14 protein-coding genes are annotated in these 17,726 nt (G+C 67.3%); 11 read left to right on the top strand and 3 right to left on the bottom strand.

Annotated features, from left to right (window positions below):
- The 6 genes from ABLE92_RS19025 to ABLE92_RS19050 form a co-directional block, all read left to right on the top strand.
- On the top strand, nt 1–580 hold a 580-nt coding region (locus ABLE92_RS19025; RefSeq protein WP_348806342.1), incomplete at its 5' end, for an HNH endonuclease.
- 405 nt (nt 581–985) lie between these two features.
- Nucleotides 986–1,942, top strand: a complete 957-nt coding sequence (locus ABLE92_RS19030) for a LysR family transcriptional regulator (RefSeq protein ID WP_348806343.1) — start codon at nt 986–988, stop codon at nt 1,940–1,942.
- Nucleotides 1,939–3,345: an FAD-dependent oxidoreductase gene (locus ABLE92_RS19035; RefSeq protein WP_348806344.1), complete on the top strand. Its 1,407-nt coding sequence runs from the start codon at nt 1,939–1,941 to the stop codon at nt 3,343–3,345. Before ABLE92_RS19030 ends, ABLE92_RS19035 begins: the two co-directional genes overlap by 4 nt.
- A 125-nt stretch (nt 3,346–3,470) precedes the next feature.
- Nucleotides 3,471–4,586, top strand: coding sequence for an enoyl-CoA hydratase/isomerase family protein (locus ABLE92_RS19040; RefSeq protein WP_348806345.1), 1,116 nt, complete (start codon nt 3,471–3,473; stop codon nt 4,584–4,586).
- Between the two features lie 86 nt (nt 4,587–4,672).
- Nucleotides 4,673–5,458 carry an enoyl-CoA hydratase gene (locus ABLE92_RS19045; RefSeq protein WP_348806346.1) on the top strand — a complete coding sequence of 262 codons (786 nt, stop codon included), beginning with the start codon at nt 4,673–4,675 and terminating at the stop codon, nt 5,456–5,458.
- 121 nt (nt 5,459–5,579) lie between these two features.
- A complete protein-coding gene (locus tag ABLE92_RS19050; protein ID WP_496560826.1) occupies nt 5,580–7,163 on the top strand; it encodes an MFS transporter in 1,584 nt (527 codons plus the stop codon).
- 5 nt (nt 7,164–7,168) lie between these two features.
- On the opposite strand, the gene ABLE92_RS19055 is transcribed toward ABLE92_RS19050, so the two are convergent.
- Nucleotides 7,169–9,496 carry a thiamine pyrophosphate-binding protein gene (locus tag ABLE92_RS19055; protein WP_348806348.1) on the bottom strand — a complete coding sequence of 776 codons (2,328 nt, stop codon included), beginning with the start codon at nt 9,494–9,496 and terminating at the stop codon, nt 7,169–7,171.
- 130 nt (nt 9,497–9,626) lie between these two features.
- On the opposite strand from ABLE92_RS19055, the gene ABLE92_RS19060 reads away from it, so the two are divergent.
- Nucleotides 9,627–10,109, top strand: coding sequence for an Lrp/AsnC family transcriptional regulator (locus ABLE92_RS19060; protein WP_348806350.1), 483 nt, complete (start codon nt 9,627–9,629; stop codon nt 10,107–10,109).
- Here ABLE92_RS19060 and ABLE92_RS19065 read toward each other — a convergent pair.
- Entirely contained in the window at nt 10,084–12,180 is a 2,097-nt protein-coding gene (locus ABLE92_RS19065) for a neutral/alkaline ceramidase (protein ID WP_348806351.1), read from the bottom strand. The two genes, ABLE92_RS19060 and ABLE92_RS19065, sit on opposite strands and share 26 nt — an antisense overlap.
- Complete coding sequence (locus ABLE92_RS19070) at nt 12,177–12,815, bottom strand: TetR/AcrR family transcriptional regulator (RefSeq protein ID WP_348806352.1); 639 nt, start codon at nt 12,813–12,815, stop codon at nt 12,177–12,179. Before ABLE92_RS19070 ends, ABLE92_RS19065 begins: the two co-directional genes overlap by 4 nt.
- Nucleotides 12,816–13,197: 382 nt before the next feature.
- Here ABLE92_RS19070 and ABLE92_RS19075 point away from each other — a divergent pair, with 382 nt between their 5' ends.
- From ABLE92_RS19075 to ABLE92_RS19090, 4 genes are all read left to right on the top strand, one after another.
- Complete coding sequence (locus tag ABLE92_RS19075; RefSeq protein WP_348806353.1) at nt 13,198–13,938, top strand: (Fe-S)-binding protein; 741 nt, start codon at nt 13,198–13,200, stop codon at nt 13,936–13,938.
- Complete coding sequence (locus ABLE92_RS19080) at nt 13,935–15,479, top strand: LutB/LldF family L-lactate oxidation iron-sulfur protein (protein ID WP_348806354.1); 1,545 nt, start codon at nt 13,935–13,937, stop codon at nt 15,477–15,479. Before ABLE92_RS19075 ends, ABLE92_RS19080 begins: the two co-directional genes overlap by 4 nt.
- Nucleotides 15,476–16,105 (top strand): LutC/YkgG family protein, encoded by a 630-nt coding sequence (locus ABLE92_RS19085; RefSeq protein WP_348806355.1) that lies wholly within the window; start codon nt 15,476–15,478, stop codon nt 16,103–16,105. The genes ABLE92_RS19080 and ABLE92_RS19085 overlap by 4 nt, the downstream gene beginning before the upstream one ends.
- 295 nt (nt 16,106–16,400) lie before the next feature.
- A complete protein-coding gene (locus ABLE92_RS19090; RefSeq protein ID WP_348806356.1) occupies nt 16,401–17,660 on the top strand; it encodes a hypothetical protein in 1,260 nt (419 codons plus the stop codon).
- The last annotated feature ends 66 nt before the right edge of the window (nt 17,661–17,726 follow it).

Consider the following 17,726-nt stretch of genomic DNA (forward strand, 5'->3'; position numbering starts at 1 on the left):
AGGTCAGATGCGTGCCGACGCCCTCGAGGTCATCCTCGACACCGCCGCCCGCGCCGCCGCAGGCGAACACAGCGACGACGGACCGCGCATGCCCACCGAACTGGTCAACCTCACCATCCCCACTGGCACACCCTCATTGGCATCCCTGCAGTTCATGGGATCGGTCACCGAAGCCACCGCCCGAAAACTCTGCTGCGACGCCACCGTCGGCGTCATGATCGTCAGCAAAGACGAAGTACCACTGTCACTCGGACGCACCATCCGACTCTTCAACCGGGCCCAACGACGCGCCCTGGCGCACCGCGACAAAGGCTGCATCAAGTGCGGCGCACCGCCCTCACGGACCCAGGCCCACCACATCGCCCACTGGATTGACGGCGGCGAAACCTGTTTGGAGAACGGCGCTTTGCTCTGTTCGTCCTGTCATGACGACGTCCACCATAACGGATGGGACGTCATCATGGGAGCCGACCACCACCCCTGGTTGATCCCACCGGAAAGTGTTGACCCACAACGACGATGGTTGCGATCCTATCACCGCAGGACCATGACGTTGGATGGATTGCCGGGTGCGGCATGAGGATTCGGTTCCAGCCTTCAACGAGGTCTCGACACGGCTCGTCGCTAGCGCTCCTCACCGGCTCGACCGGCGGGCAACGGGGCTCGACCGACGAGATAGGGGCTCGGCCCGCGGGGTAAGGACTCGGCCGGCGGATGGGTGCTCGACCGACCAACGCGAGAACTGCTCCGAGGGCAATGACTGACCTACGATCCTTGGCCCACCGATAGACACCAGACCAACCAACCCGCACCCGGCCCCGCCGGGACCGCATCGGTACCTTGACAATTCGATAGAGAATCAGAAATGCCGGCGACAGGTGTCGCCACGCTCGACGGCCATCTCCTCGGTGGTGCGCAGCGCATCGACACCTCATCCCTCCGGGGGCGCGACGTCAGACGACGAGCGCGCACTAGGATCGGCCCCATGGAGATCCGTCGGCTGCGCTTGCTGCGTGAGTTCGCCGACCGCGGATCCATCGGGGCGGTGGCCGAGGCGATGCACATGACGCCGTCGGCGGTGTCCCAGCAGCTCAAGGTGCTTGCCGGTGAAGCCGGGGTGGAGCTCCTCGAGCCCGACGGACGGCGCATCCGCCTCACCCCTGCCGGGCAGGCGCTGGTGTTGCGGGCCGACGAGGTCATCGCCGCCGTCGACCGCGCCCAGGAGGAGATGGCCTCCTACAGTTCCGGGCACTCCATGGTGCGACTCGCGATGTTCCCCTCCGGTGCATCCCTGCTGCTTCCGGCGGTGCTCGACAAGGCCGCCGAGTCCGGGATAGACGTCACCGCGTTTCATCTCGACGTCGGATATCCCGAAGCCCCACCGGCCCTGGCCGACTTCGACATCGTCGTCACGCACCGCGACGAGCGGATGCCCGCGGTGACCGACCCTCGTGTCCATGTCGCCGAGCTGATGCGTGAACCACTCGATGTGATCGTTTCCGGCAGTTCGGATTTGGCACACCGACGCACCATCGACGTGACCGACCTCGCCGACCGCGACTGGATCAGCGTCGAAGGCGGTTTCCCCGTTGACGATGTCCTGCTGTCGATTTCGGCCCTCACCGGTGTCGCACCGCGAGTGACACAACGGATGCTCGACTTCACCACGATAGAGGCCCTCGTCGCCGCCGACCACGGCATCGCCCTGATGCCACGATTCGCCGCTCGCCACCCCGGCGTCGTCCCGCTCGAACTCAAAGGGGTGCGCGCCGCGCGGGTCTACGAATCGCTGACGCGACCACGCCCGCGAAAAGCAGTCTCCGCCATCGAGGATCACCTTCGGGAAGCGGTCACCGGTCTCCCGGGCAGGGAGTCTCCACGAGGCAGTGCCGCCTCGGCGGCCGACAAAGAAGGCAACCAACCGGAAGGCGACGCAGAGTGACGACTGAACGCATCGTGGTGATCGGCGCCGATGCCGCCGGCATGAGCGCCGCACACCAGGCACTCCGTAGTGCCAGGGCAGCGGGCCGTGACATCGAGGTGATCGCGCTCGAACGAACCCAGGACACCTCCTACTCCGCGTGCGGAATACCGTATCTCGTTGCCGGACTGGTGGGTTCCGAGGACGAACTCAGTGCACGCAGCCCCGAGCAGCATCGCGCCATGGGTGTGGACCTACGGATGGGTGTCACCGCCGAGCGGATCGACCTGACCGCCCGACAGGTCGACATCTCGATCGGTGATGCCCTCACCGGCGAAAGCCATCCGGACAGCATCGGTTTCGACACCCTCGTGCTGGCAACCGGAGCACAACCCATCATCCCCGACTGGGCGCGCGACGCCGACGGTGAGCTCCTCCCCGGCGTGCAGGCCGCCAAGACACTCGATGATGCGCGCTACTGGCTCGATCTCCTCGGCCCGACGGCTGCCGGGGAAGGTCGTCGTGGCCTCGTCGTCGGTGGCGGCTACATCGGAATCGAGATGGCCGAAGCACTCCTCGAACGTGGCTGTGCCACAACGCTGATCACACGTAGCACCGTCATGAGCTCATTGGACCCGGAGATGAGCGATCGCATCGCGGACACCCTCCGAGAAGCAGGGGTCGAACTCGTCACCGGCGACATCATCGCATCCGCCGAGCTGCTGACCGACGGCACCAAACGACTCACCACCCGCGACGGCAGGACACTCGACGCCGACGTGGTGATGCTGGGATTGGGGGTCCGCCCGGCCACCACCCTCGGCGCGGAGGCCGGATTGCCGGTCGGGGAGTTCGGCGGCTACCGCACCGACGATCACCAATACCTCGGCCACGGTGTCTGGGCGGCCGGTGACTGCAGCGAGGTCACCGACCGGATGACGGGACGGCCGGCATTCCTGCCGTTGGGTACGCACGCCAACAAGCAGGGACGGGTGTGCGGATACAACATCGTCGGCGGCAATGAACGTTTCGCCGGTGCCCTCGGTACCGCGATCACCCGATTCCGGGCCGGGAGCGCCTACCTCGAGATCGCCCGCACCGGACTGTCCACCCGTCACGCCGCGGCCGCCGGATTCGATCCGGTCTCGCTGATCACCGACTCGTCGACGGCCAGCGGATACATGAACGAGAGCTCACCGATCGCGATCGACATCATCGCCGACCGCCACAACGGACGCCTCCTCGGCGGTCAGATCGTCGGCGGGCAGGCCTCGGGCAAACGCATCGACACCATCGCGGCCGCGCTCTGGGGCGCGATGAGCGTCGACGACCTCGCCGAGATGGACCTCGCCTACGCACCGCCGTTCGCGACCGTCTGGGAAGCGGTCCAATTGGCTGCGCGTCGGCTCGCCGAACGGCTGTAGACGTCCACGGAGACGTCCCGCAATACCGACCAGGACCCGGCGCGGGGTTGTGCCGAACAAGAAACTAGGATATCCAACTAAATGGGATGCCCAAGCGGGAGTCCACGCGCACCAGGAGGCTGTTCATGACGGAAGCGAATCAGGAGTCGCCGAACCTGCAGGCGGCGCCACCCTCGGTCCTCACCGAGCGTCGCGGCCAGGTGGGGATCATCACCCTGAACCGGCCGAAATCGATCAATGCGCTCGACCACGAGATGGACCTGGTGGTCGAGGCGACGCTCCGGGACTGGGAGATCGACGACGCGGTCACCGCCGTCGTCATCCGCGGCGCGGGGGAGCGCGGCCTGTGTGCCGGCGGCGACATCATCGCGATCCACCGCGACGGCGCCGCCCTCAGCGACGGTGAGCACACCGATCACGACGCCGCCGACAGCCCGTCAGGGCGCTTCTGGCACGACGAGTACCGGCTCAACGACCTCATCGCCGACTACCCCAAGCCCTACATCGCACTGATGGACGGCATCGTGATGGGCGGCGGCGTGGGCATCTCCGCCCACGGCAACACCCGCGTCGTCACCGACCGCACCCGCCTCGCGATGCCCGAGGTCGGCATCGGATTCGTCCCCGACGTCGGCGGCACCCACCTGCTCGCCCGAGTGCCCGATCACCTCGGCACCTACCTCGCGCTCACCGCCGCCCCCGTCAATGGCGCCGAAGCCATCGCGCTCGGCCTGGCCGACCACTACATTCCCGCCGACCGCCTCGACGACTTCGTCGCGGCACTCGCCGACCGGGCGGTGGCCGATGCCCTCGCCGAGTACACGGTGACGCCACCGGAGGCCCCGCTCCTCGAGCAGCGCGCATGGATCGCCGACGCCTTCGCCGCCGATTCCGTCGCCGAGATCGTGGGCAACTGCCGCGCCGTCGGAACCGAGTTCGCCACCGCGACCGCCGATCGGATCGCCGGCAAGAGCCCACTCGCACTGGCGGTCACCCTCGCCTCGCTGCGCGACGCGGAAACCACGTCCACGCTGGCCGACTCGCTGCGCCGCGAATACCGCGTGTCGCTGCGTTCGCTGCTGCACAAGGACCTCGCCGAGGGCATCCGTGCCCAGGTCGTCGACAAGGACCGCAACCCGAGCTGGCAACCGGCCGATCAGGTCACCGACGCCCTCGTCGCCGACTTCCTGCGGCCGCTGCCCGACGACCTGGAATTGACCTTCGACACCGCCGACGCCTGACGGCACCATCCGGCCCAAGCGTCCGTCCCTGACGCCCCGAGCCACCCGCCCCGAGCCACCCGACCCGATCACCGAGGAACCACCCCATGACGCAGAACCCCGAACCCCAGACCATTCTCATCGAGCGCCGCGACCGCGTCGGCATCATCACCCTGAACCGGCCCAAGGCGCTCAACGCGCTCAACACCGAACTGATGACCGAAGTGGTCGCCGCCGCAACCGCTTTCGACAAGGACCCGGACGTCGGCGCGATCGTGATCACCGGATCGACGAAGGCATTCGCCGCCGGCGCCGACATCAAGGAGATGTCGTCGAAGACCTACGCCGACGTCGTGAGCGAATCCTTCTTCGGCGCGTGGGACGAACTGTCGCGGCTGCGCACCCCGATCATCGCCGCCGTCACCGGATACGCCCTCGGCGGTGGTTGCGAACTGGCGATGTTGTGCGACACCATCATCGCTGGCGAGAACGCGGTCTTCGGGCAACCGGAGATCAACCTCGGTGTCATCCCCGGTATCGGTGGCTCGCAGCGCCTGACCCGCGCCGTCGGCAAGGCCAAGGCGATGGACATGGTGCTGACCGGCCGGCAGATGAAGGTCGACGAGGCCGAACGCCTCGGGCTGGTCAGCCGCGTCGTGCCCACCGAGGAGGCACTCGACACCGCACTCGAGGTCGCCGCGACCATCGCCGCCAAGTCGGCCATCGCCACCGCACTGGCCAAGGATGCGGTCAACCGCGCCTTCGAGTCGAGCCTCACCGAGGGAGTCCGCGCCGAGCGGGCATTGTTCTACTCGACCTTCGCCACCGACGATCAGACCGAGGGAATGGCGGCCTTCGTCGAGAAGCGTGAGCCGAAGTTCACCCACCGATAGAACGCGACGGGCGAGAACCCGACGGCGGTCATACCGCCCGGATGAGTTTGTGCCCGACCTGCGGTGATGCGTCCCCGGGACCGCCGGGGCATCGTAGAGTGGACGAGTGACCTCGACCGATGTGACCGTGAAAGACGAGGGGACGGCCCCCGACCGCGCAGGACTCGTGCTGACGGCGTTGATCCTCGTCGCCGGTGTCGCCAACATCAATCTGGCGGTGGCCAATGTGGCGTTGCCGGACATCGGCAAGGCACTCGACGCCAGTTCCACCCAGCTGAACCTGATCGCGGTGGGCTACTCGCTCGGTCTGGCCGCATCCGTGCTGTACTTCGGTGTCCTCGGCGACCGGTTCGGTCGCAAACGGCTGCTGATCTACGGCATGGTGCTGACCTTGCCGGCATCGTTGATCGCCGGTTTCGCGACCGACCCCAACGTCCTGTTCTGCGCCCGTGTCCTCGGCGGCATCTCCGCCGGCCTGGCCTATCCGACGACGCTGGCGATCATCACCGCGTTGTGGACCGGGGCCCGCCGCACCAAGGCCATCGCCGCCTGGTCGGCGCTCGGTGGGGCGATCTCGGCGACCGGACCGGTCCTGTCCGGTGCGTTGCTGGAGAAGTTCGATTGGCATTCGGTCTTCCTCGTCACCCTGCCGCTGGCGGTGGTGGCCCTCGCCTCGGCGTGGTTCCTGGTGCCCCGTGACGGGGGTGATCAGGCCGTCGCCGTCGACAACCTCGGTGGTGTGCTCTCGATCGTGTTCGTCGGCGCCACCGTGCTGGCCATCAACTTCGCCCCGATGGGCGACATGACGACGGCGGTGTGGACCCTCGCGGCAGTCGCCGCCATCACCGCTCTGGTCTTCGTATGGCGACAACTGCGAATCAAGGTGCCGCTCTACGATTTCCGCATCGCCAAACGCCCGACATTCTGGGTCGCCGCGGTCGGTGGCATCGTCGTCTTCGGCACCCTGATGGGTGCGATGTTCATCGGTCAGCAGTACCTGCAGAACGTCCTCGGCTACTCGACGCTGGCGGCCGGTGCCCTCGCCCTGCCCGCCGCCGCGGCGATGATCGTCGTCGCGCCGCAGTCGGCGAAGCTGGTGGAGTCCATCGGATCCCGATTCACTCTGCTCATCGGTTACGGGTTCATCATCGGCGGATTGCTGATCTCGCTGACCCTGTGGGGTGACACCGCCTCGATGTGGTCGGTGATCGCGGCCTACGTCCTGATCGGGGCCGGTGTGGGTTTCGCGGGTACGCCGGCGTCGCATTCGCTGACCGGTTCGGTGCCGGTGTCGCGGGCCGGCATGGCGTCGAGCACCTCCGACCTGCAACGCGACCTCGGTGGTGCCATCATGCAATCCATCCTCGGTGCCATCCTCACCGCCGGATATGCCAAGGCGCTGACCGAGAGTATCCAGGGCTCACCGAACGCCGAGCAGGTGACCTCGCAGACGCAGACCGCGCTCACCAAGTCCTTCGCCAGCGCAGCCGATCTGGCGCAACGTTATCCGCAGTACGAGAAGCAGATCATCTCCGCGGCCCGCGACGCATTCGTCACCGGCGACACCCGCGCCTACGCGGCGGCCATCGTGATCGTCGGATTCGGTGCGCTGGTGGTGTTCCTGTTCTATCCGAATGCGCACAAGGAACGTGAGGCGATGCGACGGTACGCCACCGAACGCGACACGGAGCCCGAACAGGCCTGAGCGGCTCAGGCGATCAGGTCCAGCACCGCCCGCACCATCGCGTCCGCGTCGATGCCGTGCAGCCGGTAGACGTCGTCGAGGGCTCCGGACTGCCCGAACTGGCTGACGCCCAACGCGATCGAGGCGACCCGATTGATCGTGGGAAGGAATGCCAAGGTGTGCGGATGACCGTCGAGGACGGTCACCATCGGTGTCGCGCGGTCGGCCGGGAAGATCTGATCGAGAATCCACGTCGGTGCGTCACCCTGCCCGCGGCGTGACCGGAGAGCCTCGAAAATCTTTCCCGGACTGGTGATCACCACGACGTCGCAGGCGATGTCCATCTGCGCCAGGCGATCCGCGGCGGTCAGCGCGTCGGTGACCATCGCGCCGACGGCGACCAGCGTCACCGCTGGATTCTCGTTGTGTCGCAAGGTATATCCGCCGGCGACCACCTGGCGTCTGCGACGTTCGCGGGCGGATGGGTCGGCCGGCACATCGGCGAGGGCCTGCTCCACCGGCCGGGTGGACAACCGCAGATACGCCGAGCGTCCGCCCGGACGGCCCAGGTGCGCCAGGCAATCGAGCAGCGTCCATTCGACGTCGACGGCGAAAGCCGGTTCGTAGCTGACACATCCGGGTTGTTCCAGGCCGATCGACGGGGTCGTGATCGATTGGTGTGCACCACCTTCGGGTGCCAGCGTGACCCCCGCCGGGGTGCCGACCAGGATCGACTGGCCGCCCGCGTAGATGCCGTACGACCACGGTTCCAGCGCCCGTTCGACGAACGGGTCGTACAGCACGCCGATGGGCAGCAGTGGCTCACCCCACCGGCTCCAGGTGGCGCCGAGTTCACCGATCAACCCGACGAGGTTGGTTTCGGCGATGCCGAGTTCCATGTGCCGGCCGGTGGGACGTTCTCGCCAATGCATCAGGGTCTCGCGGTCGTCGTCGAACCAGTCGCGACGCTCGGTGGGTGACCACACCCCGACCTTGTTCAGCCAGCCGGCGAGGTTGGTCGACGAACTCACGTCGGGGCTGACGGTGATCACCCGCTTCGCCACGTCGGGGGCCTGCCGGGTCAGATCCAACAACGTGCGCCCCAGCGCCGCCTGGGTGGTCGACACCGCCGGCGGGGTGCGGCCGATGTCGGCGGGCACCGTGAACGTCGGGGGCCGCGGGATGGGTTCCCGGCGCAGGTGTTCCGCGGTCGCCGCGCAGAGCCGGCCCGCGGCGGAGTCCGCGGCGAACCGATGCCACGGCTGCGCCGGATCCTCACCCATCCGCGCTCCCAGCTCGTCGAACTGTTCGACGGTCAGCAGCGACGAATGATTCTGCGGATGTCCTTGGGTGGGAAGGCCATATCCCTTCACCGTGTAGGCGATGATGACGGTGGGGCGGCTGTCGTCGATCGCGGCGAACGCCGCGCGCAACGCCGACAGGTCGTGACCGCCGAGGTTGCGGATCGCCGCGTGGACGGTCGCGTCGTCGAGATCGGCGATCAGCGCGGCGATCTCGGACGCGCGGGGCCCGTCGCCGGGCAACCGGGACCGCAGTTCGCCGACGTCACACCGCAACAGGCGTTGATACTCCGGGTTGGACATCGCGGTGATCCGTGCGCGCAACGCATCCCCGCCCCGACGATCGAAGAGGTCCTCGAGCAGTCGACCCCACCGCACGGTGATCACCTGCCAGCCGGCTGCGGCAAACATCGCCTCCAGACGCGGGACGGCGATGTTGGGGACCACACGATCGAGCGACTGCCGGTTCATGTCGACGATCCATACGATCTCACCGAGTTCGGCCACCGACGAGTCGAGGATCGCCTCCCAGACCGCGCCTTCGTCGAGTTCGGCATCACCGACCAGGGAGTACTGCCGGCCTGTTCCGCCGGTGCCGAAGGCGGTCGTCACATACCGGCGGGCGATGGCACCCCAGATGGGTGCGGTGGCACCGATACCGACCGACCCCGTCGAATAGTCCACGGTGTCTGGATCTTTGGTCCGGCTCGGGTAGCTCTGCAGACCACCGAACTCCCGCAGCCGGGTGAGGTACTCGGCCTCGAGGTCGCCCAGCAGGTAATTGATGGCGTGCAGCACCGGTGCGGCATGCGGTTTCACCGACACCCGATCGCCGGAGCGGAGCTGCTCGAACCACAGTTCGGTCATGATCGACACCATCGAGGCGCACGACGCCTGATGGCCGCCCACTTTGAGCCCCGACGGGTTGGGCCGAATCCGGTTGGCGTGATGGACGATGGCCGTCGAGGTCCACAGCACGCGCGCTGCGATCTCCTCGAGGACGTCGTCGCGCTCGCATGTGACGTCGGTGTCCGGCGCCGAACTGGTGGTCATCGCCTGTTCCTCCCGGTGATGCAGAATGATCCACAGTCTGGCGTCGGCCGCCGCCTTTGTGTCAGAGTTTCGAGGGGGATTGTGCAAAATGCCAACCGGATGACGTCAGCGGTGATGCGAGGTGATCAGAGTGCCCAAGGTATTCCGGTTCGACGGCACCGATCGGGGTATCCTGCGGGCGCTGATCCGGGCGCCGCGTGCGACGACGAGCGCGCTCGCCGAACTGACCGGCCTCTCACGCAACACCGTCCAGGCACGGATGGCGCGATGGGACGAGGCCGAGGCACTGCGGGGATTCGATCGGCGTATCGACCCCGAATCCCTCGGATACCCGATCAGCGCCTACGTCTTCACCGAGGTGACGCAGCGCCAACTCGCGCAGGTGTCCACCGCGCTCGCCCGGATCCCCGAGGTGATCGAAGTGCACGGCCTGACCGGCGACACCGATCTGCTGATCCAGGTGGTGGCACGCGACGCCGACGACCTGTATCGGGTGGCCGGGGTCATCCTCGGCATCGAGGGTGTGCAACGCAGCAGCACCGCGTTGCGGATGCGCACCCTCATCGACTTCCGGGTCGACCAGCTGCTCAGCCCACCTCGAAGGCCGGACTGACTCCCACGAACGATTTCATCTGCCCGGCAGCAGTTTTCGCATCACCGAAGTACCGGATACGGTGACGTCCGCTGGTACCCTGCGGGATTCGCCAGACGATCGTCACGGTCGACGCCGAGTCGTCCCCGGCCGGCCGGGCCCAGTTCAGTTCGCTGTTCCAGTTGTTGTCGTCCTCGGCGGTCACCCAGCGGCCACCGTCGAAGCGCTCGATGACGTAGTACCCGTCGGTGGGGCGGCTGCCGTCGGCGCGGGTGCGATGCACCTTGTTGCGGGGATGGGCCCCGGAGAAGGTCACCGACATCGTCTGTCCCGCCGTATATGTCGACTTCGGTGCGGCGGTGACGGCACCGAAGGCCGTGCCGCGCACCGGGGTGTCTGCGGGTACGCCGCCGAGCAGGTCGGGTTGCAGGCCACTGGTGTCGGCCGGACGCGGACCGGGGCCGAGGGTGCGACCGGCGGCCATCGCGCGGGCGAGCCGGTCGAACTCCTGCATGTAGGCGCACAGGGTGAAGCGGCCGAAGAGGGTTTCGCCACCCTCGTACTGCTGGGAGAGGTACTCCTCCGGAGTGGTCACATACTGGCTGTAGCCATTCGAATATCCCTGCAGCAGCACATTTTCCAGGGGGACGCGCAGGGCGTCGGCGACGATCCGGCGGATGCGCAGACCGGCAACGATGGTGAACTCGGCCGGCCCGGCGGCCAGCACGAGGTCGCCGATGCGGATCAGCTGGATCGGCAGGGTCTCCTGGATCCAGGGTCGCGGCGGCAGATAGCCGAGCGGGAAGAGGTCTAACTTGGGTGCCTGGATCTGCTGCGCCCAGTCCGGTGGCGTGACATTCGTGTCGATGCCGAGTGCCCGCGCGAACGGCAACACCATGCCCTCGTGCAGGAAGCTCAGCTGACTACGGGTGTTGTCCTCGGTGCTGGTCGCTGCGGCCCCGGCGCCCATGATCGCCGGCGACGTCCGGGCCGCACGACCGTCCGGGGTGTAGTGGCCGTCGATGTGCACATCGGCCATGTTGATGAATCGGTAGGCGTAATCTATTCCACCGCTGAGGGTTCGGGCCGAACCGAGGGCGCGTTGCCCGGCCTGGAACTGCCGTTCGCCGATGATTGCGCAGTTGGCCCGTCGATCATTGGTCGGTCCACCCGGATTCATCTTGCGCAGCCACAGGTTGGGCGTCATGTCGCCGGCGTTGGTCTGCGGGAAGGACGCCACCACACCGGGAGTGCGGTTCTCGGCCAGATAGGAGGCGTAACCCTTGTTGTCGGTGGAGATCAGGGTGTTGGCGTCGGTCAGGGACGTACCGTGCGTGGCGAACCAGGTGATCTCGCCGATGACGTTGCCACCCTGACGAAGTCGAAGGGCAGTCACCTGCGGGTCGATGTGTTCGGGAAAGTGATTCTTGTCCGGTGCCGGGTTGTTCGTGAACGCATCCAGCGAGCGGTTGGCGCTGGCATTGTGCAGTTCGCTGTGCCCGATCTCGAGTGTGCCCGGCGCCAGTGAGTGGTGTGCGGCGACGATGGCGTCGACGATCCCGTCGATCTCGGCGCGATACGAGTTCTCCCGATGGCCCAGCGCGGCAAGGACATACGCGTAGTCCCAGGCGGTTCCGCCACACGAGTTGTGGTTGTGGGTGGCGTTGAGGTTGACGTTCTCGTCGGTGTAGGTGGAGCCGAACCGCTTGCGCAGTTCCTTCATCACGCCCACGCGGTGGGATTCGAAGATGATGGCGAGGTCGGCGTTGACGAACACCACCCGCTTGCCGGTTGCCGCGTCGGCGATGATGTAGGCGCGAGCCCACACCCGTTGCAGCAGACCGGTTGCCACCTGCTCGAGGTCGGAGTAGCCCATCATGCCCTGACCGGCGATGACGCCGGTGACGTCGCCCCGGCCGGCGCCGACGAGATACCCGCCACCCGACGGTGCGGCGTGCGCGGCACTGGCGCCGGTGACGGAGGTGGCGGCCAGCCCGATGGCGCTTGCGCCGGCGGCCGCGGCACCGCCGAGGAATCCGCGCCGGGTGACGCCGGGACGGTCCCGGTCGGCGTGTGAGAACTGTTCGGTCATACTGTTTCCCCCTGTGGTGATGCGCCGGTCGCCTCGACCGGGTCGTGCTCGGATACCGCGAGTGCTGCGAAGGTACCGGCCAGCACATGGATGTGACGCCGCGCTGCGTCACCGTCGCGGTCGGTCAGCCAGGACAACGTCAGTCCGTCGAGAGCGGACGTCACCATGTGTGCCAGGTCGGTGAGGGGCAGCGTCCACCGCATCGACATGGTGTCGGCGATGAAGGACAAGGCCTCGGCGACGGTGGCCCGGTAGGTCTGCCACTGGCGGTGTGCGGCCGGCGGATCGTGCCGCATCGCGTGCGCCGCCACCTCGAGCAGGGCCAGTTCGCGGTCCGGGTTGCGTTCCAGCAGACGCAGGTAGGCGTCCATCGCCGCGGCCAGGACCTCCCGGAGGCCGCGATCGGGTCCGGACATCTCGACGCCGAGCAACGCGCCGCGGCGTTCGGTGGTGGTGATCTCCTCGATCACCGCGCTGATCAGCGCGTCGCGGGAGGAGAAGATGTAGAACAGCGAGCCCTGCGGCATCCCCGCCTCACCGACGATGGCGCGGGTCGTCGCCGCGGCCAGACCGTCGCGCGCGATCACCCGGATCGCGGCGTCGATCAGTTCGGCGCGGCGCTGGTCGAACGTCATCCGACGCATCCGAATCCCCCCGATTCAGGCCGTCCGCGTCTGCGTCGCGGACCACTGTCCGTCCGAGTTGACCGAGCGGTCAACTGATCGTTCGGTCAACTATGCATCAGGGGCCGCTGTTTGTCCCGGCGAACGGCGAAGTCTCCTCGGCCACGCCGAATCGTGTGGCGTCGCGCCCGGGTCGCCGTCACCCTCCCGATTCCGCAACGGCCGCCGCCGGGCCCCAACGGGCGTACGGTCGTGGTGATCGGACCACGGGTGGTCCGATCACCTCAGCCCCGTTCGCCGGCCCACGATACGGAGTTCTCATGAACCTGCCCGACGCACCGTACGGTCACCAGTCGCCGTGCCCGATCCGCCTCATGACGCCGGTGCCCGCCCCATGAGGGTCGCGCTGCTGGCCACCTGCTTCAACGACACGATGTGGCCGGGCACGCCGCGTGCCACGGTCCTGCTGCTCGAGCGACTCGGGGTGAGTGTCGAGTTCCCCGTCGAGCAGACCTGCTGCGGGCAGATGTTCACCAACACCGGCTACGCCGACGAGGCCATCCCCGGTGTCCGGCAGTTCGCCGACGTCTTCGGCGGATACGACGCGGTGGTGGCGCCGTCGGCGTCGTGCATCGGGTCGGTGCGCCACCAGCATCCCGATCTCGCCAAGCGCTCGGGTGATCCCGAGTTGATCTCGGCGGTCGCCGAGTACGCGCCGAAGGTGTACGAACTCAGCGAGTTCCTCGTCGACGTCCTCGGCGTCACCGACGTCGGCGCCTACTTCCCGCACCGGGTCACCTACCACCCGACATGTCATTCGCTGAGGATGCTGCGGGTCGGCGACAAGCCGCTGCAACTGCTTCGCGCGGTCGGCGGCATCGATCTGGTGGAACTGCCTGCCGCCGAACAGTGTTGCGGCTTCGGCGGCACGTTCGCGATGAAGAACGCCGACACCTCGGTGGCCATGGGATCGGACAAGTCCGCGCACGTCAAGGAGACCCACGCCGAAGTGCTTGTCGCCGGCGACAATTCGTGCCTCGCCCACATCGGCGGGCTGCTCAACCGGGAACGCGCGGGCATCCGCATGATGCATCTCGCCGAGGTGCTCGCCTCGACCGATCGGGAGCCGGCATGAGTACGACCACCCCGCACACCCGCCCGGCGCAGCATCCGCATGTCGGGGTGACCCGCACGTTCGTCGGGATGCCGAAGTTCCCGGCGGCGGCGCGCACCGAACTCGCCAACACCACGCAGCGCCGAAATCTGGCCCACGCCACCGGGATCATCCGCGAGAAGCGGGCGGGCGTCGTCGGCGAACTCGACAACTGGGAACAGTTGCGGCTGGCCGCCGAGGCGATCAAGAACCGTGCGCTGCGCAACCTCGACTCCTACCTGATCGAATTCGAGGAGAAGGCCACCGCCGCGGGCGCCGTCGTGCACTGGGCCCGTGACGCCGAGGAGGCCAACCGCATCATCGTCGACCTGGTCCGCGACACCGGCGCCGACGAGGTGGTCAAGGTCAAGTCCATGGCGACCCAGGAGATCGAACTCAACGAGGCCCTCGCCGACGCCGGAATCGACGCGTGGGAAACCGATCTCGCCGAACTCATCGTGCAACTCGGCGACGACTGGCCCAGTCACATCCTGGTGCCGGCCATCCATCGCAACCGCAGTGAGGTGCGTGAGATCTTCCTGCGCCGGATGAAGGAGGTCGGGCGGCCGGCCCCGGCCGACCTCACCGACGATCCCAAACGGCTCGCGGAGGCGGCCCGCCTGCATCTGCGGGAGAAGTTCCTGCGCGCCAAGGTCGGGATCAGCGGCGCGAACTTCGCGGTCGCCGACACCGGCAGCCTCGTCGTCGTCGAATCCGAGGGCAACGGCCGGATGTGTCTGACCCTGCCGGAGACGCTGATCTCCGTGGTGGGTATCGAGAAGATCCTGCCGACCTGGGCCGATCTCGAGGTCTTCCTCCAGGTGCTCCCGCGCTCGAGTACCGGTGAGCGGGAGAATCCCTACACCTCCATCTGGACCGGTGTCACCCCCGGCGACGGACCCCAGAACGTGCACATCGTGCTGCTCGACAATCACCGCACCGACGTCCTGGCCGACGAGGTGGGACGAGATGCGTTGCGCTGCATCCGATGTTCGGCATGCCTCAACGTCTGCCCGGTGTATGAGCGGGCAGGTGGACACGCCTACGGGTCGGTGTACCCGGGGCCGATCGGGGCGATCCTCACCCCACAACTGCGTGGCACCTCGTCGAAGGTCGATCAGTCGCTGCCCTTCGCGTCGAGCCTGTGCGGTGCCTGCTTCGACGTCTGCCCGGTCCGCATCGACATCCCGGACATCCTGGTGCACTTACGCACCCGGGTCGTCGACGAGAAGCGTGGCGGACTGCCGAGCGCCGAGGCCGCCGCGATGAAGGCGATGGCGTGGACCTTCGCCGATCACCGGCGACTCGAAGCGGCCCAGAAGGCGGCGACGACGAGTCACCGGTTCTTCGGCAAGCGCACCTCGATCGGCGCGCTGCCCTGGCCGTTGTCGGGCTGGAGTTCGGCCCGCGACGTACCCGTCCCGCCCGCCGAATCCTTCCGGGACTGGTGGAAAGCGAACTGTGCCAACGGAACTGGTGAGGCCAACGGAACCGGTGACACCGGCGAGGCGGGTCGGGAATGAGTGCGCGCGAGGACATCCTGGGCCGGGTGCGGCGCGCGATCGCCGACGTCGACGAGGAGCAGCGGCGCGACGAGATCGACTGGGGCTACGGCGCGGCGGTGTCCACGGGCGATCTCGATTCCGTCGAACGGTTCGCCGAGCGGGTCGCCGACTATCGGGCCGTCGTCGAGCGGGTACCCGCAGATGCGTTGTCGGCCACCGTGGCTCGTGCGCTGGACGGGGTGGGTGGATCGGTCCTGGCCGATGACGATCTGCGCGAGCGGCTGGCCATCGACATCGCGTGGCGCGACGACGACGAGCTCTCGCCGGCCGAGTTGGATCGGATCGGGGCGGTGGTGACCACCGCCGCCGTCGGTATCGCCAACACCGGCACCATCGTCCTCGATCACGGTGCGGGCCAGGGGCGGAGAGCGGTATCGCTGGTGCCCGACGTGCATGTGTGCATCGTCGATGCGGCCCAGACCGTCACCGACGTACCCGAGGCGGTCGCCCGACTGATTGCCGACGGTGCTGCCGGTCGGCCGCAGACCTGGATCAGCGGGCCGAGTGCGACCAGCGACATCGAGTTGGACCGGGTCGAGGGTGTGCATGGCCCACGGACCCTGCATGTGGTCATCGTGGAGTGACCGGATCACCTCTCGTCGCGAATCCGTAAGGCGGCATCGTTCAGTGCGTCCGACGGGGTGGCGAAGTGCCGGTGTGATCCGAGGACGACCCCGTGAGACGAATGGTTCTGTTAGTCTCATCACACTTATGTGGCTCTCAGGTGGTGAGGATGGTGGTTTCTGGCCTCTGACCTGCGCAGATCTCGGTGATGGTGCGAACGGGTCGTCGGTTGCCGAGTTATCTACTCCTCGGTAAGTTTCGCGCCGTCACGTCGCGACCGTGCGACGGCCGGGGCGAAGCAGGGGCGGGAACCATATGTCGATCACTCGACGCTCGGTCATCGGGCTCATTCTGGCGGTCATCATCGCGGTGGTGGGGGCGCCACTTGCCAGTGGTCCGGCGCACGCCGCCGACCTCGACCGCTATCTCGATCTCCCGCTGACCAATCGGTTCGCCGACAAGTCCGCCGGTGGCGTCAACCCCGCATTACCCACCGACATCGCAGCCCTGAATTCGCTTATCACGCAGGCACGTTCGTCGGGTATCGACCCGAAGCGCTACGCCGCGTTGCTCTTTCAGTGGCGGCTCGTGCAGGCCACGTCGACCGCCGGGATCGACCTGGCCGCATGGGATCCGCAGAAGGGCTTCCACGCCATGCGCGGCAACATGATCAAGTCCTACCGGCTGTACGAGGACCTGCAGATCGCGCACAAGAATCTGCAGTGGTCGGGGATGGCCGGCCTCGTCGGCGCCGACTTCGGCGGTGGCATCGCCGACGTGGTGCTGCTCGGTGACGTCTACGGGATCTCGCAGCTGCAACCGCTGGCCGCCCAGATCATCGAGGCGACAACCGATGTCGCGGGACCGGGCTTCCTCGGGATCTTCCCGGAGGGGTTGCAGACCCTGGCCTACTCCGCCGACAAGATCACCCCCGCCGACCTCGACTGGTTCGCCAAGCAGATCCTCGTCATGCAGAAGGCGATCTTCACCGACCTGATGCCCCTGCACATGGCGTACGTGCGCAACGGCATCGCCGGCATCGAGGAACTGCACCGCGCCGGACTGATCGACGACTCCGTTCTCGCCGCGTGGAACGACATCGACTCCGGTGACGCATCCCGCGTCGCGCAGGGCAACGCGACGCTGCTCCGTCGGGAACAGTTCAACGTCGTCGGCTGGCAGTTCGACAACGTCCGCAACTACCGCAAGGCCGACGGCGTCGGCGCCGCCCTGACCTACGCGATGACACTCGCCGGATCGCCGTCCATCGCGGGTGTGCCGGCGCTGCGCAACTTCATCCCGTTCACCTACACCACCGAGCTCGCCGACGGACGCACCCTGAGCGTGCAGACGCCCATCGCCAACTGGGACTGGTCGGTGTTCGACCTGCGGTGGAAGTACGTGACCACCGAACTGCTGCCCCGCTACCAGAACATGGTGACCAACCACTGGTCCGACCTGGTCGCGACCATGAAGGTGCCCTACGAGACGCAGTTCGAATCGCATCGGCCGATCTGGAACCTGCACAAGATCCTCGGCGACGCGGCGGCGCACACGGTCGTCACGGTTCGCTGAGCCGATTGCGATCCCGATGGCGATGGCCGACGCCGGCCGGCGATGGGCGAAGTGTCACCTCGTGGG

The organism is Gordonia oleivorans, from assembly GCF_040044975.1.
Lineage (GTDB): Bacteria > Actinomycetota > Actinomycetes > Mycobacteriales > Mycobacteriaceae > Gordonia > Gordonia oleivorans.